This window comes from Paenibacillus sp. JNUCC32 (assembly GCF_014863545.1).
Classification (GTDB): Bacteria; Bacillota; Bacilli; order Paenibacillales; family Paenibacillaceae; genus Paenibacillus_AQ; species Paenibacillus_AQ lautus_A.
Genome location: NZ_CP062260.1, coordinates 5,708,486 through 5,730,249, shown reverse-complemented (window position 1 = coordinate 5,730,249; position 21,764 = coordinate 5,708,486). Strand labels below are relative to the sequence as shown.

Below are 21,764 nucleotides of genomic sequence, written 5' to 3'. Positions count from 1 at the left end.
ACTTCATTACAGGCCTCCGTTTTTCGCGCTGCGCATCAGGTAGCCCAGTCCGCGCCGAGTCAGGATATATTCCGGTTTGCTCGGATTCTCTTCAATCTTCTCGCGAAGCCGGCGGATCGTCACGTCCACGGTTCGCACATCGCCAAAGTATTCAAAGCCCCATACCGCCTGCAGCAAATGTTCCCGAGTCATCACTTTGCCGGCATTACGGGCCAAATAATAAACCAATTCATATTCGCGGTGCGTCAGATCGAGCGCTTCCCCGCTTTTATATACCATGTACATGTCCGTATCAATAAACAGCTCAAACAGCCGCAGGCCTTGTCCGCCTGCACTTGTGCCGCCTGTGTTATCCGCCGAGTTGTCCGGCTTCTGCTGACGTCGCAGATGCGCCTTCACGCGTGCGAGTATTTCTCTCGTGCTGAACGGCTTCGTCACGTAATCATCCGCCCCGAGTTCAAGCCCAAGCACCTTGTCGATCTCTCCGTCCTTCGCCGTCAGCATGATGATCGGGATCTGCAGGTTAGCGGCACGTACCTCGCGGCACACGTCCATTCCGTCTTTGCCGGGCAGCATCAAATCAAGCAGCATCAAATCCGGCCGCTGCGTGAGCGCAATCTCCACGGCGCTGATGCCGTCAAAGGCGCAGATGACCTCATAGCCCTCTTTTTCCAAGTTAAACTTTAAAATATCGGCGATGGGCTGTTCGTCATCCACCACCAGAATGGTTCCCTGCATCTTCCTGTTCACCTCATACCTTCTTAAAGAGGATGTTCAAAAAGTCCCTTTTTGAACTCACACTTAAACGGTCTTCTTTCCATTTTACCACACCTGCCGCCGCTACACACCCACTGGTCCGCCATTCGGAGAGCGGCAGCGATCGCCTTTGGATTCGGAAAATCTCATCGTAAGCGGCATTCCTATTTTCCGAATTCAACAGCGACGGAGGAGGACACCGCTTGCGACACCACTGCAGACTATTTTCCCGTTCTGTCCCACTCACACCGCCTCCCCTACGGCCGCCCCGATTCAGGGGGCGGCCACCCGCTTCGCAGCTTAGCTGGAGTACACGGGGATGGATCCGACAGATAAGGGAAATACCCTCTACCGCAGCATGCGGTGTCATTCGGAGAGCGGCAGCGATCGCCTTTGGATTCGGAAAATCTCATAGTTAAGCAGCATTCTTATTTTCCGAATTCAACAGCGACGGAGGAGGATGCCGCTTGCGACACCACTGCAGACTATTTTCCCTTTCTGTCCCACTCACACCGCCTCCCTTACGGCCGCCCCGATTCAGGGGGCGGCCATCCGCTTCGCAGCTTAGCTGGAGTACACGGGGATGGATCCGACAGATAAGGGAAATACCCTCTACCGCAGCATGCGGTGTCATTCGGAGAGCGGCAGCGATCGCCTTTGGATTCGGAAAATCTCATCATAAGCGGCATTCCTATTTTCCGAATTCAACAGCGACGGAGGAGGATACCGCTTTCGACACCACTGCAGACTATTTTCCCGTTCTGCCCCACATCCCCAAATCACCGCCTGCAAGACGCAAAGATGGCCGCCCCCGTTAAGGAGCGGCCATCTTCACTATTATGATATATGAACCAATAATGGCTTATGTCGCATTGGTTTACCTAGTATAACACAGAACTACAGATATTTCATCGGATTTTGGGCAACTCCATTTTTTTGCACTTCGAAATGCAGATGCGTTCCGGTGGAACGGCCCGTATTACCCATGACGCCCAGCTTGGAGCCTTGTCCAACAGACTGGCCGTTGCCGACGGAAATCTTGCTCATATGCCCATACAGCGTGCGATATCCATTGCCGTGATCGACAATGACGACGTTGCCGTAACCGCTCTGCTGACCCGCGAAGACCACTCTTCCGGAGGCCGCTGCCATAATGGTGCTTCCGCCAACCATATCAATGCCCTCATGGCTTCTTCCCCACCGATGTCCGAAGGAGCTTGTAATGCGCGCCCCGCTCACCGGCCAAGCGAACATGCTGCCGCTGGACTTCTGGGTCACCGCTGCCGCTTTTTTCTTCGGTGCTACCTTGGTTCCTTTGTACACCACTTCCGGCAGGGATTCCTGAACCACCTGTTGGCCTGTCCACTGCTTGGAGATAACCTTGCCGTTCTCTTTGGTCACGATGTAATCCACCGTCTTCACGCCGTCGCGTCCGGGACGGACGACCTTCCGCTTGCCCAGCGGGAGCTCGCTGCTCTTGCGAACAATCGTCTCTGGTTTGCTCGGCTGCTTCACCGACACCGTCTCCACCGTTCTGACCGTCAGCGGCGCTTCCGGCTTCGTCACCTGCAGCTCGGCCCCGATCTGAACGTATTTCTCTTCGAGCCCGGGATTGAGCGCCATGACGTCGGCAGACTTCATGCCAAAATGCTGTGCGATCGAGGAAATCGTATCTCCCTCTTTCACCGTGTACACCACCGGCTTGTCCTTCGTGCCGGTCAGCACCTTGACCGCTTCTTCCACGTCCAGCACCTTGTTCGGGTCAGCCTTCGTGTTGGCAAGCGAAATCTTCTCCTTGATGTCCACGGACTCGAGCCCGCTTGCGTCATCCTTCTTCGCCGATGCGGACGTTTTCGTGAAAGCGACTCTCTGCGTCTTCTCCCTCTGCGCAGCAGCCGGAGCGAACTTCAGCTTAGCCGCTTCGACGGCAGCCTTGGCCGTCTGTTGATCCTTCACGATCGCCACCGTCTTGCCATCCACCTTCAGCTCCACGCCGCGGGCATATGCTTTCAGCATGCCATCCAGCTTATGAAGCGTCTCCTCGCTGTTCACGACCGGTTTATAGGAACGGTCGGCCTTCGTGGTGATGCCGTCGGTATGAAGCACCATGGGCACATCAGGGTACTTCTCCTGATATTCCTTTTGCTTCGCTTTCAGCAGCTGGTCAAGCTGGGCATCTTCTTGAATGGTACCGATCGATTTCCCATCGACATACACATGATAGAACGGAATTGTATTCGCGTTCACGTAAGCTTTTCCGCCGGTATATATCGATCCTGCTATGAGCAATACCCCTGCCGACATCCAAATCCATCTGCGCGGTGATGTCCACCCCCGCTTTGGCGGATTCGACGACATCGGGGACTCCTGATTTGAGTTGTGATTGAGGGTAGACTGATCGGCCGCTTGCTTGCGCAAGATGCTGTCCATCCACCGTTTCCCCTTAGAACCTTTCATGTCTCTCTCCTTTAAGCCTTGTCCATATGTAAGAATCCGTTATTCGTTCATCTGAACTTGCTGACTTAGCATTGAATATGACACAACCTGTCAAAAGGTATCAAAATTTTAACCTTTTCGATCTTCGTATACTTTAACATAGCCTTTACAATCATTTCAAGTTTACGAAAATAGCGAAAAACCCGCGCCCCGCGCGGGTTTCCTGATATTTTCCAATATGGGGCTTTTGCATGTCGGTGACAAAACGGTGACAGAGCCTGCCTGAAACCCGTCATACCACTATTCTTTGAGCATGGTGATCAGTTTATCGAATTCATCCGGATTCAAATATTTGGATATGCCCTGCTCGATCTCCGCAAGCTCCGCAGCGGTCAGACCGTCCTCCATCGCCTCAGAGATCTTCTGCATTTCGGATTGGGGCAGCTTGTTCATCAGCATGGCGAAAATCTCTTCCTTCTCCTCCGTTGGCAAACGGTCCTTCCGGTCCACGATGTCCCCCGGTGTCATGACAATCTCCTGATCTTCCAGGGAGGAGTCGCCAGACTCTGTCGTATTCGTGCCCATGACGGGCAGGGAATTATCCGGTGCCTCTTCATCGTTCGAAGTCTCCCCTGACGTTCCCGTTGATCCTGAACTCGTCTCTTCGTCCTCCTTGGCCCCTCCATTCGTTTGGGTGCCGGCTTCCGATTCCGGTTCATCGTCCGCAGCGCCCTGATCTTCTTCCAATTGGCGATTGTCCTTCGCGGCATTGACGCTGCCTGCATCCGGCTTGGTGCCGGAGCCCACGCCCAGCATCGACTTCATAATACCTCCCACCCCCATTGGCTCCGCTTCCAGTTGAATGTTAAAGCTGGATAACACCGATTGAATATAGGCATTCACGACGATGCCCGTGGTCACAATCGTAAGCGTGCTCACCAGAATGGCGGTCAAGCTGATTTTCAGCAGCCATTTCATCCACTTCATCCGTATCTCCTCCTTCCTCATGCACGCTGCAATGACATGACGATGATTGCTTTCTTTTTCCAGTATTGACCACTCGGTATCGCTTCAATCGTGGGAATCGCCAATTTTTCTACTTCGAATCTGATATATTTCATGATTCGGTTCCTTTTAGGCCACACTACTTCCATGCGATAGAGCGCTCCATCGACCGCACCAGGGAATGTATGATACATATATAGTCATTGGAACGCTTATGAAGGAGGTCAATCTAGCAATGATTCATATATTGATCGCAGATGACGACGCGCATATTCGAGAGCTCCTGCTATATCATCTTCAAACCGAAGGATACACGGTATTCACTGCAGCTGACGGGGAAGAAGCTTCTGCCCTTTTGGCGGAAGAACAGGTTCACCTGGCTGTCGTGGATGTCATGATGCCGAACAAGGACGGGTATCAGCTCTGCGAAGAAATCCGGCGTTATTATGATGTACCCGTCATTCTTCTGACCGCCAAGGATCAGCTTGTAGACAAAGAGAGAGGTTTTGCCGTCGGCACGGATGATTACTTAACCAAGCCGTTTGAACCAAGGGAGCTCCTGTTTCGAATCAAAGCCCTGCTGCGGCGGTATCAAATGGTCAGCGCGGACAAAATCCGTCTGAACGAAACGACCATCGACCGCAAAAGCTACGAAGTTCAGGGACACGGAAAAGTACTGATGCTGCCGATGAAGGAGTTTGAGCTGCTCTCCCAGCTTGCGAGCTATCCGGACCGGACGTTCTCGCGCGAGGAGCTGATTCAGCTCATCTGGGGAACGGATTTTGACGGAGATGACCGGACCGTGGACGTTCATATCAAACGACTCCGGGAACGCTTCGCGGACCGAAGTGGCGATTTCCGAATACGGACCGTTCGGGGCGTAGGATATAAATTGGAGGCGGCGCCGCAGTGAAAACCCTCTATTCGCGCATCGTCCTCACCACCATCGCCATCATGGTGATCAGCAGCTTGATTGCTTTTGTGCTGTCTAATCTGTACTACCAATACAATCTCAAGCCCTTTAACGATCAGAAGGTCACCACCATGGCCAAGGATATCGGGGACTTTTATGACAGCCACCCGGAGACGGACATCCATGATTATCTCCATCACATCGGCCAGCTCGGTTATCAATTCTATTTGGTGAATGATCAAGGCAAGGAGTGGTTCTACGGCGGCATGTTCCGTGAACAGGACCTCTCGCCCGAAACGGTGCGGCAAGTGCTGAACGGGAAGGTGTACCATGGCATTGCGGAGTTTCCGTCGGAGCTGTTCATTACCGGCTTTTTCGACAATGTCCTAAGCAACTCCATCGGCATCCCCATACAGGTAGAAGGCAGCCCTCACGCACTCTTCCTCAGGCCCGATATTACCGTCCAGTTCGGGGAGATGCGTATCTTCTTCTCCATCATTATGGTCATTGCCATCCTGCTGAGCATCCTGCTTGTCGGCATTATTACGCGCTATATCGTGAAACCGATCGTGAAGTTAACCGAGGCCACCCAGAGCGTGGCGCAGGGCCAATATGACATTAAGCTGAACGTTACCCGGCGTGACGAGCTGGGGCAGCTTGCGGACCATTTTTCCCAGATGGCCAAAGGACTAGCGCAATTAGAGCAGATGCGCCAGGAGTTTGTATCCAATGTCTCGCATGAAATCCAGTCGCCGCTGGCCTCCATTCAGGGTTTCTCGCAGACGCTGCAAACCAAGCGCTTGTCCGAGGAACAGCAGCAGCATTACTTATCGATCATTGAGGCGGAGAGCCGCCGGATGTCACAGCTCAGCAAACAGCTGCTTATGCTGGCGTCCCTGGATAAGGAAGAGAACATTCTCGATAAATCCACCTTCGACGTGGCCGAGCAAATCAAGCAAGTGCTGCTCCACACCGAATGGAACTGGCGCAGCAAAGATTTGACCATCGATATGTCGCTGCCGCCGACCTATGTTTACGGCGATCAGCAGCTGCTGCATCAGGTATGGACGAACCTCATCACCAACAGCATTAAATTCACCGCACCTGAGGGCGCCATCTCCCTGCGTGTGATCGAACACAACAAACAATGCCGCATCGAGATCTCCGATACGGGCATTGGCATTCCGCAGGAGCATCTGCCCCACATCTTCAACCGGTTCTACCGCGTGGATGAGGCCCGTGACCGCTCCGAGGGCAGCAGCGGATTGGGTTTATCCATTACCCAGAAAATTGTCGAACTGCATGGCGGACGTATTGAGGTCACGAGTCAGCCTGGAAAGGGAGCCACCTTCACCGTGATCCTTCCTAACGTATAATGCAGCCTAATCTCAAGTTCATGCTCTGTTCATATTCCATTCCTATACTTGGGGCATATCCCGCAGAGATTAATAACCGAGGGATGTGCTGCTTAATGATCAGGAATGGAGATGAGAAACATGTTTCTTGCACTGCGTGAACTTCAACATGCGAAGCTGCGCTATCTGCTGATTGGCTTCATTATGGTACTGATTGCCTGGCTCGTCCTGTTCGTCACGGGATTGGCCCAGGGGCTTTCCTCCGATAACGCCTCTTCCATACAAAATATGAAAGCCGACTACCTGGTGCTTCAGGAGGAGTCCGATCATCGGATCAACCGTTCCGTACTGACCGGCGAGATCTGGAACGAAGTGCAGAGCCGCCCGGGTGGAAACCCGGCCACTCCGCTCGGAGTACACATGAACACCTTGACCAAGGAAGGCTCCGCAGCCAAATTCGATGCGGCTTTTTTTGCCATTGATGTGGAGAGCATGCTGGCACCCCGAGTCGTTGAAGGCACCATGATTAGCAATACGGATGCCGACCTTGTGATGGCCGACCGCTCCTTGAAAGAGGACGGGTACCGGCTGGGCGACCGGATCGTGGATCAGGCTACAGGCGCCACGTTTACGATTGCTGCCTTTACGGAGGGACAATCCTTCAGTCATGCCCCGGTCATTCACATGAACTTTGAGGGGTGGAAGGCGCTTCAGCCAAACCCGGCGAAGCCAGCGCCTATCTATAATGCCATCGCTTGGAATGGAACTCCGGAGCAGAAGGAAGCCTTGGTCCGGGACGTATCCGGCATCGAGATGATCACGAAAGAGGAAGCCCTGCAGGGGATTCCCGGTTTTCAGGAGGAGCAGGGTTCTCTCATCATGATGATTGTGTTCCTGTTTTTGATTGCAGCCTTCGTGCTGGCCGTGTTCTTCTACGTCATGACGATTCAGAAAATGAATCAGTTCGGGGTCCTGAAAGCCATCGGCGCGGGGACCGGCTATCTGGTGAGGAGTCTGATCTTTCAGGTCCTGACCCTTACCATCGTCAGTCTTGCGATCAGCATCGGCTTGACGTACGGGGTTTCGCTCCTGTTGTCCGGGATCGTGCCGTTTTCGTTAACGCCTTCGGTCGTTCTGCTCTGTTCCTTGCTGTTCCTGGCGGTTTCCCTGATGGGATCGCTATTATCGCTATATCGGGTCATCAAGATCGATGCAATCGAAGCTATCGGGAGGGCTGCATAATGACATCATCCAAGCTGTTGATGGATCAGGTAAGCAAAGAATTCGGTGACGGGGACACCTCAGCTAAAGTACTGGACAACATTTCACTGGAGATCAAGGGTGGGGAATTTGTCGCGGTGGTCGGACCTTCCGGTTCGGGCAAAAGCACCTTTCTCTCCATTGCCGGGGCACTGCTATCCCCTACCCGGGGACGAATATGGATGGGCGATCAGGAGGTCACCCGGCTCCCCGCCAAACAAATGAATCAGCTGCGGCTGCGCCATATCGGATTTGTCTTTCAATCTTCCAATCTCATTCCGTATCTGACGGTCCGCGATCAGCTGCTCTTGATGGCCAAGCTGGCTAACCAGCACGGCCAGGAGCCGCATCGGCGGGCAGATGATCTGCTTCACCGGCTGGGCTTGTCGCATCGCAAGTCTCGGTATCCCGAGAGCCTGTCCGGCGGCGAACGGCAGCGGGTTGCCATTGCCCGGGCATGGATGAACGATCCGGAGCTCATATTGGCAGACGAGCCGACGGCAAGTCTGGATTCCGAGCGCGGCCGGACGGTCGTTCAAATGCTCGCCGATGAAGTGAAGCTGCGCCGGAAAGCTGCCATCATGGTCACGCATGACAAGCGCATGCTGGATCTATGTGACCGGGTCGTCTATATCGAGGACGGCAAGCTGTCCGAACGGACGCAGCCGATTGTGTTGTAGCATGACAAAAACCGGATTCATCCCTAGGCAACCTAGTCGATGAATCCGGTTTTTTACTATGCTGGACCGCCGTGTACCTTGTCCAGCGCTCAAGAAGGCCATACGTCTATTCGAAGGTTCGTATGGCTTCTATCCCCCCTACATGGATCTGACTGCATTCATCCGCTGTTTTTAGCCCCAATTCCAAATGATCAGCGTGCTGCCCTCTATGTCTATCTCCATTATAGGGTGGATGGGCGGATGACTAGGGGATAATATTCTTTAGCTGAAGGGACAAATTCTTCTACCTATTGACCAGCGATGGTATGCTCGAAAGCCATCTCCTATCCCGGATCTTCTACAGCCATAAAAAAAGCCCGCCGACCCCTATCTTCGGCGGGTGTATTTCACATAACTTAAAGTTGAACTTTCACTCTCTCTATTCTTGGTCCAACGCTTGATTACTTCTCATAAATCGGCAGCACTTGATTCGTCTGCTCCCGGTTGCGGCCGACGGAGAAGATGGCAATCGGAATGCCGGTCAGCTCGGATACCCGCTCAACATAACGGCGAGTGTTCTCAGGCAGATCCTCCAGCGTCTTCGCGCCGGTAATGTCTTCGCTCCAGCCCGGCAGCTCTTCATAGATGGCTTCGCACTCGGCTAGCATTTTCAAGCTGGCCGGGTAGTGCGTAATCTCCTCACCGCGGAATTTATATGCGGTACAAATCTTCACGGTCTCCAGTCCGCTGAGCACGTCCAGCGAGTTCAGGGACAGGCCGGTAATTCCGCTTACGCGACGGGCATGGCGCACAACTACGCTGTCGAACCAGCCTACGCGACGAGCACGCCCGGTTACCGTGCCGTACTCATGCCCTTTTTCACGGATATATTCGCCGATTTCATTATCCAGCTCCGTTGGGAATGGTCCGTCTCCTACACGCGTCGTATAGGATTTGGCCACGCCGATGACTTGTTGAATCTTCGACGGCCCTACGCCGGAACCGATGCAGACGCCGCCTGCAGAAGGATTCGAAGACGTAACAAACGGGTACGTCCCTTGGTCGATATCCAGCATGACGCCCTGCGCGCCTTCGAACAATACCTTTTGATTCTCATCGATGGCATCATTCAAGACAACGGAAGTGTCGCGCACATATTTACGAATAACTTCGGCGTACTCCAGGTATTGCGTCAGAATCTCTTCAACATCAAGCGCTTCCCCGCCGTACACCTGGGTAATCACTTGGTTCTTCTCCTTCACCAGATGGCGAAGCTTCAATTCGAACTCTTCCGCATCCATCAGATCTGCGATCCGGATGCCGTTGCGTGCCGCTTTATCCATGTAGCAAGGGCCGATCCCCTTGCGCGTTGTACCGATTTTGTTCGGACCTTTGCGGTCCTCTTCCAGAGCATCCAATACCATATGATAAGGCATGATAACATGAGCACGATCGCTGATTACCAGGTTGTCTGTGCTGAACCCGTTATCATGAATATAATTAATCTCTTCAATGAGTGCAGCCGGGTTAACGACCATACCGTTACCGATTACACAGGTTTTGTCTTTATAGAATACTCCGGATGGAATCAAGCTAAGCTTGAATTTTTTACCGTCAATCAGAATGGTGTGGCCGGCATTGTTGCCGCCTTGGTAACGGGCTACCACGTCGGCGCTTTCTGCCAAATAATCCGTGATTTTCCCTTTCCCTTCATCTCCCCATTGTGTTCCCACAACGACTACCGTTGACATATTCATTCCTCCGCCCGGGCTGTTACACCCTTATGATTTCGCGTAACACTGATGAAATAAATCTCTGCAGGCTGATTAAGTTCAACCTCACTGCACTAAAGCAGCAATACCAGTGTAACAGTCCCCATTTTTAAAGTCAAATACAAAAACGAACAATCGCACATCAGTGTGTACGATTGTTCGGAATTAGGACGAGATTATAGATGGATAACCGTATTATTCGGGGAACTGCCATAAGAAATGCCCTATACTTACAGCGAGCGGCAGGTATTGGCCCGATCTCCGAACTTTAGTTTAGAAGCTTCCTGTTTCATTAAGCAAACATGAAAGCCCGACTAAGGGTGAATACCGTCGCTACCCGGCGGCAAAGGCATCGGCATGCGTTCGCTCGTAATTGACGAATTTATTAAAGTTCTTCAGGAAGACCAATTCCACTGTGCCTACCGGACCATTACGCTGTTTGGCAATGATGATCTCGATGATATTCTTCTTCTCGGTTTCCTGATTGTAATAATCATCCCGGTATAAGAACGCAACGATATCGGCATCCTGCTCGATCGAACCGGATTCCCGCAGGTCACTCATCATCGGACGCTTGTCCTGACGCTGCTCCACGCCCCGGCTGAGCTGTGACAGCGCGATGACCGGCACTTCGAGCTCACGGGCAATTTGTTTGAGCGTACGCGAGATCTCGGATACCTCCTGCTGCCGGTTCTCTCCGGGCTTGCCACGCCCATGAATGAGCTGGAGGTAATCGATCAGAATCATGCCGAGCCCCTTCTCTTTTTTCAAACGGCGGCATTTCGCACGGATATCGGCTACCGTGACGCCAGGTGTATCATCAATGTAAATCTCCGCCTCGGATAAAGCGGCGATGCCCATCGTTAGCTTGGACCAATCTTCGTCGCCTTTGAAATCGCCATTCCGCATCACGCCCGCATCGAGGTTTGCCTCGGCACAGATCATACGCTGAACGAGCTGTGGCGCGGACATCTCCAGACTGAAGATGGCTACCGTTTCTTTGGCGCGAATGGCCACGTTCTGGGCGATATTCAGTGCGAAGGCCGTTTTACCTACGGAAGGACGAGCAGCCACGATAATCAAGTCGTTGCGCTGGAATCCGCTTGTCATTTTGTCCAGATCCACAAAGCCGGAAGGAATCCCTGTCGTATTCCCCCGGTTCTGATGAAGGACCTCCACCTTCTCGAAGACTTCCATCAGCACGTCGCGGATCGCAATAAACCCGCTGCCCGTGCGTCGATTGGAGATCTCGAGAATGCGGCGCTCCGCCTCGCTGAGCATACCGGATACATCTTCTCCTCCGGTATAGCCTTCACTGACAATCTGCGTTGCCGTTCGGATCAAACGCCGCAGCATCGATTTCTCTTCGATGATTTGGGCGTAATAATCCACGTTCGCAGCCGTCGGGACGGCATGAGCCAGCTTCGCTAAATAGCTGACTCCACCGATCTCTTCCAGCTGTCCTTTATCTTGCAGAAGAGATGTAAGGGTCACCAGATCGATCGGTTGATTGCCTTCCCCGAGCTGCACCATGACTTCATAGATCATCTGATGTGATTTATCGTAGAAGTCCTCAGCCTGCACCCGCTCCATCGCCGTGATCAGCGCTTCACTCTGCAGCAGAATGGCACCCAGCACGGCCTGCTCTGCCTCAAGGTTCTGCGGGGGGACCCGATCGAAATAGAGTTCTCCTCCCATATTACTCCTCCGTAATTTGAACCTTGAGCGTCGCCTTGACGTCAGGATGCAGCTTCACCGGAACCTGGGTAACGCCCAGGCTGCGGATCGGATCGCTAAGCTCAATTTTGCGTTTGTCGATTTTGATCTTCTGTCCTGCCAATGCTTCCGCAATTTGTTTGCTGGTAATGGCGCCGAACAGACGTCCGCCCTCTCCAGCTTTGGCTTTCAGGACCACCGTCATCTCTTCCAGCTTCTTGCCGAGCGCCTGCGCCTCTTCCTTCTCCTGCGCCTTGCGCTTCTCTTCGGAGGCCTGCTGCTGCTCCAGCGTTTTCATGTTCCCATCGGTAGCCGGACGAGCGACTCCCCGCGGAATCAGGAAGTTTGTTGCATATCCTTCCGAAACTTCCTTCACTTCGCCTTTCTTGCCTTGGCCCTTCATATCTTTTATGAAAATGACTTTCATTCAAATAACCCCTCTTTCGCTTCGATGTCCTTCAGTACCTCCATCAACTTCTCCTCGGCTTTCTCAGGCGTCGTATCCAGTTGTACTGCGGCGTTCGTTAAATGTCCGCCTCCCCCGAGACGTTCCATAATCATCTGAACATTCATCTTGCCCATCGAACGGGCGCTAATGCCAATCTTGCCGTCGGTGCGCTCGCTAATGACAAAGGATGCCTGCACATCCGTCATATTCAGCAGCATATCCGCCACTTGAGCAATGAGAAGCTGCGGCATGGGCTCCCCGCTCTTCGCCACCGCGATAGCGATATGGTCAAATACCATTTTAGCATGTTTCACGATTTCTGCCTTCGCTATAAATTCTGTCAGATCTTCCTTGAGCACCCGCTGGATCATCATGGTGTCCGCTCCGTGACGCCGCAGGAACCCGGCCGCCTCGAACGTTCTCGATCCCGTGTGGAGGGCAAAATGCTTGGTATCCACCGTAATCCCTGCCAGCAATGCCGTGGCCTCAACCGGAGTAAGGGATACCCTGTCGTGAATATACTGCAGCACCTCCGTCACCAGCTCGCAGGTTGAAGAGGCATACGGCTCAAGATAGATCAGCACCGCGTCATTAATAAATTCTTCGCCGCGCCGGTGATGATCCATCACGACCACCCGGCTTGCGCGATGAACCAGCCTCGGCTCCATCGTCATGGAGGCTTTATGGGTATCCACGACAACGAGCAGCGTGTGCTCCGTCATCATCTGCATCGATTGCTCGGTCGAGATGAATCGGCTCATCAAGGCTTCATCCTTGCGGACCTCTTCCATAATCCTCGAAATGGACGGATTCATTCCCTCCATCACGATATAAGCCTCGACTTTATACATTTGGGCTGCTTTCAGGATGCCGATCGCAGCGCCGACCACGTCCATATCCGGCAGCTTGTGGCCCATGATGATCACTTTGTCGCTCTCCTGCATCAAATCGCGCAGCGCATGGGAAATGACTCGCGCTCTTACGCGCGTTCGTTTCTCTACCGCGTTGGATTTACCGCCATAGAAGGAGAGCCTTTGGCCGGCTTTGACAGCGGCCTGATCTCCGCCCCGGCCCAGTGCCATATCCAGACTGGATTGGGCTAGCTGTCCCAGCTCCGTGATATCGTCTGAACCGAAGGCAAGACCGACGCTCAGCGTAAGCGGTACCTTCAGATCGGCCGTCATCTCCCGGACTTCGTCCAGGATGAGAAAACGGCTGTTCTCCAGCGCATCGAGCGACCTGTGGTTCAGCATCATCAAATAGCGGTCCGAGGAGAGCCTCCGTAAGTAGACGTTGAACTCCCGGGCCCAATTCGTAATCTCGCTGGTGACCTTTGCAATGAGTGCCGTCCGCTGTTGATCATCCATTCCTTGCGAGGCCTCATCGATGTTATCCATCATGATAATGCCCAAGGCCAGCCGCTCATCCTCGTACCGCTGCCTGAGCACTGCCAGCTCGGTGATCTCATCCAGATAAATGAGTCGCTCATCCGGAATTACCGTGGCTCCATAGTACTTATCCTCATGGGAAATCTCCAGCCGAATTTCCTTCGGCGGCTTCTCTTTGCTATCCTTCTTCTCCTGGATTTCCTTTAGCGCTGTCACCAGCTCGGGGAACAGCTCCTGCAAGGAAGCGCCCACCAGCGGCTGTTGGGGAAACATATTGACTACGAATCGGTTATGCCATTCCACGGTCTTATCCTCGCTGTACAGCACAATGCCAAATGGCAGCACGCTGACCGCTTCGCCCTCGACCCGCTGAATCCGAAACGACAGATCTCCGATATAATCGACCAGCTCGCGGCGAAACTTCATCTCCGCCTTCAGCATCGCGTAGCCGCCTACCACCGCAAGCAGCAGCCCGACCAGCCCCAGAATCGTATTGTAGAACGACAGAAAAATAACAAGCAGAAGCACCAGCGCAAACGCCCAGACGGTATGATAGCCGTGCCAGCGTTTCTGCAGAAATTTAGGCATGACTCATCACCCTATCTTTTGTTTTTACTAAATGCCTGACGAAGTGGGAACGCCAGATCCAGGATTCCGATAATCATTGCCGGCGGGAACAAAACAATCGGTATGGCCGTCAAAAGCGGCGCGATCGGATGCCACTTCCGCTCGTGTGCCAGATAATAGAAGAAGCTCAGCGCTTGAATCATGAAGCAGATCTGCAGCAACGGCGTAGCGTTGGCTACTATCATCTTCATGAAGGTATTGTCCGAATTGACGGTTGCTATGTTGATGAAGAAAATGAGCAGGTAGTACCAGATCAGGGAACGCGGGAGCATCCATTCTCTGGCCGGCTTCAGCCGCGGCACGGATAAGCCCATGCTGTTGAGGGTGGGCCGTGCCAAAGCATGAGTGACCACCGTCATAAGGAACGAGCTGATAATCATCGCGAACGGAACCAAACGCATCGTTTGATCTTTAATGAGTTGTGTATCGAGTTCGGTGCCAAGGAACTGGCCGCCCAGGCCGCCTTCAACACCCATCTCGGTGAGCGGAGCGGTCGTCATCTTTACGATCTCATCCACATATTCCGACAGATTCAATTGGAAGAAGGCCGTGCTGATCATCAGCAGGACAAGCAGTTCCACCAGCATGACGGCCATGCCATACTTCAACACCTGCATGGCTGCCTTCCGTTTCCGGTATAAATACCCCATCACGATCCCCGGAATCGCAAAATAGATCGCAAGCAGTAAATAAATGGGATGAATCAGAAGAGCAATCAGCCACACCGGCACCACATGCATGATAAATGATTTTGTATTCAAAGCCGTAAACAGAATCGCAACCGGCAGAACCAGCAAGAAAGCCGTTACGATCGAAAAGGGTGTGAGTAGTGACAGCAGCAGCAGCAAATATACAACGCTCCATACCGCCGTAGTCCAGCGCAATTTCAATATGTTCACCTCTTACGCAAATGTTCTTCGAGCGCGGAAATATCCTGGTACCAATCCTCCAGCTGATGTCCTTCCTGCTTATGCTTTTTCAATTTCTCCAACAAGAGATCGTCCAAATCCCGATAGGTCAAGCCGAGCCTTCGGCCCAGTATGTAGGAGCTCATCATCAGGCTTGCCAAACTGTCTCCAACCTTTGTAGTGCTGCCTTCCCATAGAGCTTTGAATAACCGGGATACATGATCAATTACTTCGGTTTTAAGCCATTCAATCACTTTGGCGCGTTTCGCTACATCCAAGTCCTTCGGCATATTCGGCATATCCATCTCTCCCTGAAAACAGCTTTATTCTCCATTATAGCATAAAAAAAAGCCGCCCACACAAAGGCCCCGGGGCACCCTGTCCAACCTTAGTCCCCATGGCGGAGATAACTTACCTTCTCTTTGTACTCCAAATGGCCACCGGTTATTCCCACTGCATGCCGGCTGCAGCCCCGTCTCTATAGAAATAGGACGTGTTACCCACGGTGTCCCCGTGGTCCCACGCCCTTTGTTGTTTGCGTTCCTACATGATTATGTTGCCCCTTGGGATTCCATCGTCTCCTTAGAAACAAAGCGTTCACAGTACTCGATGATAAGACTTCTGCGGACAATCCCGATAAATCGGTTCATGTCGTCCACCACCGGCACAAAGTTCTGTACCTTGGCCAAATTAATCAGATCCTCCATCCGGGCATCAATCGATACCGGCTTGATATCCATGCGGAACGGAACATCCTTCAGCAAAAATTTCGAAGCGTTCTCAAAAGTGATTTTGCCTTCCGAGTTCTTCATATGCCATAACAGATCGCCTTCGGTTACGGTGCCTGCGTATTGCCCGTTCTTATCCAGCACGGGCACCGCCGTGTACCGGTGAAACTCCATCCGTTCCAGCGTCTGCCTGAGCGTGGAGTCCAGCGTTAAACAAATCACTTCCTGCTTCGGTAATAGAAAAAAAGCGATATTCATAATGCATTATCCTCCTTATGACTCCAACTTCATGGAGTCATGTTAAGTAACCTTCCTGATCCAAAAGCTTGGCATGCAGGTTACTCCTTCCCCTATCCATACTCATACATACGTTAACTCCGTCGTTTCGATTCCCTTGTATAGGGCACAAAATCAGCAGCCAGGCAATCCGGACTGCTGATTGAGATGAAGCAACGTACTATGACATCATCCGGATGTACCGGTGTTTATGTTATTGCAATTTCTGTTTCTCTGCATCTTTAGGCTGCAGCAGCTGGTCTGCCGGCGTATCCGGGTTCATCCAGTTGTCGATTAGGTCGCGGGCTTCCTGCACGTCCTCCATGTCGGCCTCATTATAATAGATGCCGTTAATTTTCATGCCTTCTCCCATGATCGTATAGCTGGTCATATCCACTTTGCCCCCGGTCAGCATCTGCTTCGCCAGGTCAATAATGAATTTAGGCTGCATATCGGTCTGGAAGTTATCTCCCATAATCTCGATCAGTTCAGGCACCTTGCCGATCTGATCCAGCTTCATGACCCGCTTAGCCGCTACATCCAAAAATACTTGCTGTCTCTTCGCCCGATTAAAGTCGCTATCTTCACGATAACGGACATAATTCAAGGCTTCCTCGCCATTGTAAATCGGTTTGTTGGCTTCAATCGTGAACTTCTCATGATCCCTGCCTTTGTTGACGATATCCTTGCGGATCGGCAGCTCAACGCCGCCAAGGGCGTCAACGACATCCTTCAATCCTTGAAAATTAATGGAGGCATAATAATCAAGTTCCTCATCGAAAAATGCTTCCATCGTATCTTTCGCCATTTGATGACCACCATATGCAAACGCATGGTTGATCTTGTCTTTCTTGTCCTTGCCGATAATATCGACGTACGTATCCCGCGGTACCGAGATTAGGAGCACTTTGGATTCCATGGGACGTACAACCGCATAGATCAACGTGTCCGAACGGGCCGGCTCGTCTTCCCGTTGGTCGCTTCCCAACAGCATGACCGAGAACGGCTTGCTCTGGAGTACGACCGGTTCAGGCGTCTTGTCGCTCTGGAGCGGCTTATACGATTTCTGTAACGATTCCTCTACGTCCTTTGCCATAAACAGGTCAAATGCCACGACCGCAAGCTGCGTTCTGAACAGAAATGCGGACGAGCCCAGCAATATGACAACAGCGAGCGTAATATATAATGATTTCCTCTTCATGAGTTCAATTCCTTCTTTATTATAAAATAAATTAATGGATAAGTCAGATCGTTAAAGGCCTTTGCTTGCACCCTAAGCTGCTTGGCTCACCCTCCTCTCTTATTAAACGGGAACTCCTCCCGTTGACTCACTTCGTACTAGTAGGCCAGTTGCATTGCAACACATCATCTATTGTAAACCAGAATATTGTCAAATGTGAACCCTTCACGGGCAGTTCTATAAATCTACCAAATCCTCATTGATCCGTTAAACCGGTCTGTTCCCATACTGAAGAGCGGCTGCGGTTTCCGAATATTGAAACCAGTCGTCCAGCCGCTCTCTCCACGTCAAGGTCTTGGAAAATCCGTAATCGAACAGCTTTCGCGTCTCTTCAAACCTTGCTTCTTTGGATTCGGTTCCCAAGACAACGGCAATAAGCCGGCTGCCTTGCTTCTCGGCTGTTCCCGTAAAGCAGTACCCTGCGTTCGCCGTGTAACCTGCTTTTAATCCATCGGTGCCTTCGTAGGAATATGGGCCGCCAAGCGACGGCAGCATCCAATTGGTGTTGCTCAAATATAAATTGCGTCCGCTTATCTTCGTCTGCGTTTTGCTGGAAGTGCTTAGAATATCCGGATGGCTTCTAATGAGATGCGCGGCTAGTTTAGCCGTATCTTCTGCGGTCATTACCGTTTCTCCATCCGAGGACCAGGCGTGACCATTGGCGGTGCCCTGCTCGACGCCTGATGCGTTTACGAAACGGGTGGCGCTGGATAAGCCAATCTCTTTGGCTTTGGCATTCATCTTCCGGACGAACGCTTCCTCGGAGCCCGCAAAATGCTCGGCAAGCGCCACGGACGCATCATTGGCGGAATAAACCGTTATGCTCTGGAACAATTCGCGAACCGTCAGAATTTCGCCGGACTTCAAGGCGATTCTAACGCCTCTGACATCGCTTGCGGTATCGCTTATCTTGACTTCATCATCCCAGGATCTCTTCCCGGTCTTAATGTCATCCAGGATGACCAATTCGGTCATCAGCTTGGACATGCTAGCAGGCGGTAAGGGTACGTCGCCATTCTCGCTGAGCAAAATACGCCCGGTGTTTAAATCCATTAAGACGACGGCTCGCGCGTCGACCTTCGGTTTAAACCCCGCTCGTTCTATATTTCCTATGACAACCGCCCCTATGGGGACGATAATTAGCAACATCATGACCAGCCAAAGCCACCGTTTTTTCATAGAATTAGCCCTCCATAGTTATAGACGGTTGAAAGAGGCATTTGGTCTGCTTTTTTTTGAATTTTCCGTTTAGAAATTTTTGTAAATGAAACGAATGTGTCAGGAAAACGAAAAAGACCTCCAACCGTCCGCAGACGATAGGAAGTCCTTCTATGAATCTGTAAATCTTCTAATCATCACGCTGATTGCTGTCAGAAAACCTGAATATGAAGAGTCCTATTAAGCGTAGTGACAAGCAACAAAGTGATCATTTCCTACATTGCGGTATTCCGGCACTTGCTGTTTGCACAGATCCGAAGCCAGCGGGCAGCGTGTGTGGAATTTGCAGCCTGAAGGCGGGTTCGCCGGGCTTGGAATGTCGCCTTTCAGTACGATCCGATCACGCTTCAGCGTTGGGTCCGGTACCGGCACGGCAGACAGCAATGCTTTCGTATAAGGATGCAGCGGGTTGCGGAACAGCTCTTCCTTGCTTGCCATTTCTACCATCGATCCCAGATACATTACCCCAATTCGGTTGCACAAATGCTCTACAACACTGAGATCATGAGAAATGAACAAGTAAGTCAGCTGCTTCTCGCGCTGCAAATCACTTAATAAGTTGATGATTTGTGCTTGAATCGATACGTCCAATGCAGATACCGGCTCATCCGCGACGATAAAGTCGGGATTCAGAATCAACGCGCGGGCAATCCCGATCCGTTGTCGCTGTCCGCCGGAGAACTCATGAGGATACCGATCGTAATGATAGGCGGCAAGGCCGCAAATTTCCAGCGTTTCAATCACGCGGTCTTTAAGTTCCTTGCGATTAACCAACCCATGGTCAATGAGTGCTTCGCCGATGGCTTCGCCCACTTTGATTCTTGGATTCAGCGAGCTGAATGGATCCTGGAATACGATCTGCATCTTCGGACGCAAGGCACGCATCTTCTCCTTGGACAAGGAATGGATGTCGGTACCATTAAAGATGACTTTGCCTTCCGTTTTTTCCAACAATCGAAGAATGGTTCGTCCAATGGTGCTCTTGCCGCAGCCCGATTCACCTACGAGCCCGAAGGATTCCCCTTTGTTGATGGTAAAGCTGACTCCGTCAACGGCCCTTACATTGCCCACGGTTCGTTGAAATACGCCGCCAGTGATGGGAAAGTATTTCTTCAAACCGTCTATTTCGATCAGTGCTTGACTCATTAGGCTTTCCCCTCCTCTTCATACAGCCAGCAAGCGACCTTATGGCCGTTAGGATCCGTACCGAGCGGAGGCGTTTTCTCCTTGCAGATCTGCATGCAGAATTCGCAGCGATCATGGAAATGACAGTTGTCTCCAAGATCTACCGGGTTAGGCACTTGTCCCGGAATCGAATACAGACGTTCTTGCGTCTGATTAATGACCGGCTTCGCCTTCAGAAGACCTTTGGTATATGGATGCTTCGGTTGTTTGAACAGCTCGATGACCGGCGCTTCTTCTATGACTTTGCCTGCGTACATAACAACAACATAATCCGCCATCTCGGCAACAACGCCTAGGTCATGCGTAATAAGCATAATCGAAGTGTTGAGTTTACCCTTAATGTCACGCATCAAATCCAAAATCTGGGCCTGAATCGTTACGTCAAGAGCGGTTGTAGGCTCATCCGCGATCAGCAGCTTCGGATTACAGCTAAGGGCAATCGCGATCATGATCCGTTGGCGCATACCGCCGCTGAGCTCATGCGGATAAGAGTCGAAAATCTTCTCCGCACGCGGGATTCCAACCAAATTAATCAGATCGATGGCGCGTTGTTTTGCTTCTTTACGGTTAACGAGCTGATGAAGCAGGATCGGCTCCACAATCTGCTCCCCGATCGTTAATACCGGGTTGAGCGAGGTCATGGGTTCCTGGAAGATCATGGCGATATCGTTGCCGCGAATCAAGCTCATCTCGCGCTTGCTCATCTTCAGCAGATCCTTGCCTTCATACAGGATTTCTCCCCCCACCGGAGGTGTATCGATCAAACGCATAAGAGACATGGCTGTTACGCTCTTACCACAGCCCGACTCACCCACCACGCACAGTGTTTCACCTTCACGGATTTTGAAGCTAACATCGTCGACGGCTTTCACGGTGCCTGCGGAGGTTTGAAAATGCGTTTTTAAATTGCGGAATTCTACTAATTCTTTTGCCATATTCGCATCTCCTACTTCTTCATTTTCGGGTCAAGTGCGTCGCGAAGCCCGTCACCGATCAAGTTGATTGCAACTACGGTAACAAGAATACACATGCCTGGCGGTATCCACAGCCACGGCCGCTTACGGAAATCAATCAAACTGTTTGCGGCCGAGATCATGTTCCCCCAAGAAGGTGTTGGCGGAACGACCCCAACTCCCAAGAAGCTTAACGCCGATTCGTAAATAATGGCTCCGGCTACGCCAAGCGTTGCGGATACGATAATAATCGGAATTGTATTCGGCAGCAGATGGCGGAAAATTTTGCGTCGGTCTTTAAGTCCCAGCGCTTCCGTTGCCTGCATAAACTCTTGTTCACGTAGCGTCAATATTTGTCCGCGTACAAGGCGGGAAATTCCACTCCAGCCTAAGATACCTATAATCAACATCAAGAAATAGATTCGCTCAGAAGGATCAACCTTTAAGTCTGACAGCACCGCGCCCAAAATGATCAGGATCGGGAGCGTCGGAATCGCCATAAATATATCGGCAATACGCATAATCAGAGTATCGACCCATTTTCGATAGAACCCGGCCAGCGCGCCAAGCGTCGCTCCCACGATGACCGAGATACCCGTTGCGACAAGACCGACCGTCAGGGAAATCCGGCCTGCAAGCATCATACGCAGAAGAACATCGCGGCCGAGCTTATCCGTGCCTAGCCAATATTTGGAGCTTGGAGGCAAGTTTTTATCTTTTACACTGTAGTCATACAGTGAATATGGCGAGAACAATGGACCAATAAAACACAGCAAAAACATAAATACGATTATGATAAGTCCGATGACAGCGAGACGGTTTCTGGAAAAACGGCGAATAGCGATCCGCCACGGGGAATCCGGCTGCTTCTTCGGTACTGGTAGATTCGTTTTTAATGGTGCAGCCTCTGCGGACAAATGA

The 21,764-nt window shown here is 51.8% G+C and carries 19 protein-coding genes; 4 read left to right on the top strand and 15 right to left on the bottom strand.

The window, feature by feature from the left end:
* Positions 1 to 6: 6 nt before the first annotated feature.
* The 3 genes from yycF to JNUCC32_RS25325 form a co-directional block, all read right to left on the bottom strand.
* Entirely contained in the window at positions 7 to 738 is a 732-nt protein-coding gene (gene yycF, locus JNUCC32_RS25335; protein WP_009591483.1) for a response regulator YycF, read from the bottom strand.
* A 915-nt stretch (positions 739 to 1,653) separates the two neighbouring features.
* A complete protein-coding gene (locus JNUCC32_RS25330) occupies positions 1,654 to 3,213 on the bottom strand; it encodes a peptidoglycan DD-metalloendopeptidase family protein (protein WP_192570164.1) in 1,560 nt (519 codons plus the stop codon).
* A 279-nt stretch (positions 3,214 to 3,492) separates the two neighbouring features.
* Positions 3,493 to 4,179, bottom strand: coding sequence for a hypothetical protein (locus tag JNUCC32_RS25325; RefSeq protein ID WP_192570163.1), 687 nt, complete (start codon positions 4,177 to 4,179; stop codon positions 3,493 to 3,495).
* A gap of 253 nt (positions 4,180 to 4,432) precedes the next feature.
* Here JNUCC32_RS25325 and JNUCC32_RS25320 point away from each other — a divergent pair, with 253 nt between their 5' ends.
* The 4 genes from JNUCC32_RS25320 to JNUCC32_RS25305 all read left to right on the top strand — a co-directional run bounded on the left by JNUCC32_RS25320 (position 4,433) and on the right by JNUCC32_RS25305 (position 8,405).
* Complete coding sequence (locus JNUCC32_RS25320) at positions 4,433 to 5,110, top strand: response regulator transcription factor (protein WP_096777256.1); 678 nt, start codon at positions 4,433 to 4,435, stop codon at positions 5,108 to 5,110.
* A complete protein-coding gene (locus JNUCC32_RS25315) occupies positions 5,107 to 6,486 on the top strand; it encodes a sensor histidine kinase (RefSeq protein WP_096777257.1) in 1,380 nt (459 codons plus the stop codon). The genes JNUCC32_RS25320 and JNUCC32_RS25315 overlap by 4 nt, the downstream gene beginning before the upstream one ends.
* 120 nt (positions 6,487 to 6,606) lie before the next feature.
* Positions 6,607 to 7,707: an ABC transporter permease gene (locus tag JNUCC32_RS25310; RefSeq protein ID WP_192570162.1), complete on the top strand. Its 1,101-nt coding sequence runs from the start codon at positions 6,607 to 6,609 to the stop codon at positions 7,705 to 7,707.
* Positions 7,707 to 8,405 (top strand): ABC transporter ATP-binding protein, encoded by a 699-nt coding sequence (locus tag JNUCC32_RS25305; protein WP_192570161.1) that lies wholly within the window; start codon positions 7,707 to 7,709, stop codon positions 8,403 to 8,405. Before JNUCC32_RS25310 ends, JNUCC32_RS25305 begins: the two co-directional genes overlap by 1 nt.
* A gap of 440 nt (positions 8,406 to 8,845) precedes the next feature.
* On the opposite strand, the gene JNUCC32_RS25300 is transcribed toward JNUCC32_RS25305, so the two are convergent.
* The 12 genes from JNUCC32_RS25300 to opp4C all read right to left on the bottom strand — a co-directional run bounded on the left by JNUCC32_RS25300 (position 8,846) and on the right by opp4C (position 21,760).
* Positions 8,846 to 10,135: an adenylosuccinate synthase gene (locus JNUCC32_RS25300; RefSeq protein WP_009591501.1), complete on the bottom strand. Its 1,290-nt coding sequence runs from the start codon at positions 10,133 to 10,135 to the stop codon at positions 8,846 to 8,848.
* 354 nt (positions 10,136 to 10,489) lie between these two features.
* Positions 10,490 to 11,854: a replicative DNA helicase gene (gene dnaB, locus JNUCC32_RS25295; RefSeq protein WP_015738106.1), complete on the bottom strand. Its 1,365-nt coding sequence runs from the start codon at positions 11,852 to 11,854 to the stop codon at positions 10,490 to 10,492.
* Between the two features lies 1 nt (position 11,855).
* The gene (rplI, locus tag JNUCC32_RS25290; protein WP_015738107.1) at positions 11,856 to 12,299 is read right to left on the bottom strand and encodes a 50S ribosomal protein L9; all 444 of its coding nucleotides are present in this window, start codon (positions 12,297 to 12,299) and stop codon (positions 11,856 to 11,858) included.
* Entirely contained in the window at positions 12,296 to 14,296 is a 2,001-nt protein-coding gene (locus JNUCC32_RS25285; RefSeq protein ID WP_036659567.1) for a DHH family phosphoesterase, read from the bottom strand. The genes rplI and JNUCC32_RS25285 overlap by 4 nt, the downstream gene beginning before the upstream one ends.
* A gap of 11 nt (positions 14,297 to 14,307) precedes the next feature.
* Complete coding sequence (locus JNUCC32_RS25280; protein WP_228468818.1) at positions 14,308 to 15,234, bottom strand: DUF2232 domain-containing protein; 927 nt, start codon at positions 15,232 to 15,234, stop codon at positions 14,308 to 14,310.
* A complete protein-coding gene (locus JNUCC32_RS25275; RefSeq protein ID WP_175320760.1) occupies positions 15,231 to 15,533 on the bottom strand; it encodes a MazG-like family protein in 303 nt (100 codons plus the stop codon). The genes JNUCC32_RS25280 and JNUCC32_RS25275 overlap by 4 nt, the downstream gene beginning before the upstream one ends.
* A 261-nt stretch (positions 15,534 to 15,794) precedes the next feature.
* Entirely contained in the window at positions 15,795 to 16,229 is a 435-nt protein-coding gene (locus tag JNUCC32_RS25270; RefSeq protein ID WP_009591456.1) for a CBS domain-containing protein, read from the bottom strand.
* Positions 16,230 to 16,461: 232 nt separating this feature from the next.
* Positions 16,462 to 17,448, bottom strand: a complete 987-nt coding sequence (locus JNUCC32_RS25265) for an LCP family protein (RefSeq protein ID WP_009591478.1) — start codon at positions 17,446 to 17,448, stop codon at positions 16,462 to 16,464.
* A gap of 246 nt (positions 17,449 to 17,694) precedes the next feature.
* On the bottom strand, positions 17,695 to 18,666 hold the full coding sequence (locus tag JNUCC32_RS25260) for a D-alanyl-D-alanine carboxypeptidase family protein (protein WP_192570160.1): 972 nt from the start codon (positions 18,664 to 18,666) through the stop codon (positions 17,695 to 17,697).
* Between the two features lie 219 nt (positions 18,667 to 18,885).
* Positions 18,886 to 19,851 carry an ABC transporter ATP-binding protein gene (locus JNUCC32_RS25255; protein WP_009591536.1) on the bottom strand — a complete coding sequence of 322 codons (966 nt, stop codon included), beginning with the start codon at positions 19,849 to 19,851 and terminating at the stop codon, positions 18,886 to 18,888.
* Positions 19,851 to 20,825: an ABC transporter ATP-binding protein gene (locus JNUCC32_RS25250; RefSeq protein WP_009591511.1), complete on the bottom strand. Its 975-nt coding sequence runs from the start codon at positions 20,823 to 20,825 to the stop codon at positions 19,851 to 19,853. The genes JNUCC32_RS25255 and JNUCC32_RS25250 overlap by 1 nt, the downstream gene beginning before the upstream one ends.
* 11 nt (positions 20,826 to 20,836) lie before the next feature.
* Positions 20,837 to 21,760, bottom strand: coding sequence for an oligopeptide ABC transporter permease (gene opp4C / locus JNUCC32_RS25245; protein ID WP_015738112.1), 924 nt, complete (start codon positions 21,758 to 21,760; stop codon positions 20,837 to 20,839).
* Between the last annotated feature and the right edge of the window lie 4 nt (positions 21,761 to 21,764).

Bases quoted from the DNA above. Each gene is read 5' to 3' on its own strand.
- yycF (WP_009591483.1), bottom strand. From the start codon at position 738: ATGCAGGGAACCATTCTGGTGGTGGATGACGAACAGCCCATCGCCGAT.
- JNUCC32_RS25330 (WP_192570164.1), bottom strand. From the start codon at position 3,213: ATGAAAGGTTCTAAGGGGAAACGGTGGATGGACAGCATCTTGCGCAAG.
- JNUCC32_RS25325 (WP_192570163.1), bottom strand. From the start codon at position 4,179: ATGAAGTGGATGAAATGGCTGCTGAAAATCAGCTTGACCGCCATTCTG.
- JNUCC32_RS25320 (WP_096777256.1), top strand. From the start codon at position 4,433: ATGATTCATATATTGATCGCAGATGACGACGCGCATATTCGAGAGCTC.
- JNUCC32_RS25310 (WP_192570162.1), top strand. From the start codon at position 6,607: ATGTTTCTTGCACTGCGTGAACTTCAACATGCGAAGCTGCGCTATCTG.
- JNUCC32_RS25305 (WP_192570161.1), top strand. From the start codon at position 7,707: ATGACATCATCCAAGCTGTTGATGGATCAGGTAAGCAAAGAATTCGGT.
- JNUCC32_RS25300 (WP_009591501.1), bottom strand. From the start codon at position 10,135: ATGTCAACGGTAGTCGTTGTGGGAACACAATGGGGAGATGAAGGGAAA.
- dnaB (WP_015738106.1), bottom strand. From the start codon at position 11,854: ATGGGAGGAGAACTCTATTTCGATCGGGTCCCCCCGCAGAACCTTGAG.
- rplI (WP_015738107.1), bottom strand. From the start codon at position 12,299: ATGAAAGTCATTTTCATAAAAGATATGAAGGGCCAAGGCAAGAAAGGC.
- JNUCC32_RS25285 (WP_036659567.1), bottom strand. From the start codon at position 14,296: ATGCCTAAATTTCTGCAGAAACGCTGGCACGGCTATCATACCGTCTGG.
- JNUCC32_RS25275 (WP_175320760.1), bottom strand. From the start codon at position 15,533: ATGCCGAAGGACTTGGATGTAGCGAAACGCGCCAAAGTGATTGAATGG.
- JNUCC32_RS25270 (WP_009591456.1), bottom strand. From the start codon at position 16,229: ATGAATATCGCTTTTTTTCTATTACCGAAGCAGGAAGTGATTTGTTTA.
- JNUCC32_RS25265 (WP_009591478.1), bottom strand. From the start codon at position 17,448: ATGAAGAGGAAATCATTATATATTACGCTCGCTGTTGTCATATTGCTG.
- JNUCC32_RS25260 (WP_192570160.1), bottom strand. From the start codon at position 18,666: ATGAAAAAACGGTGGCTTTGGCTGGTCATGATGTTGCTAATTATCGTC.
- JNUCC32_RS25255 (WP_009591536.1), bottom strand. From the start codon at position 19,851: ATGAGTCAAGCACTGATCGAAATAGACGGTTTGAAGAAATACTTTCCC.
- JNUCC32_RS25250 (WP_009591511.1), bottom strand. From the start codon at position 20,825: ATGGCAAAAGAATTAGTAGAATTCCGCAATTTAAAAACGCATTTTCAA.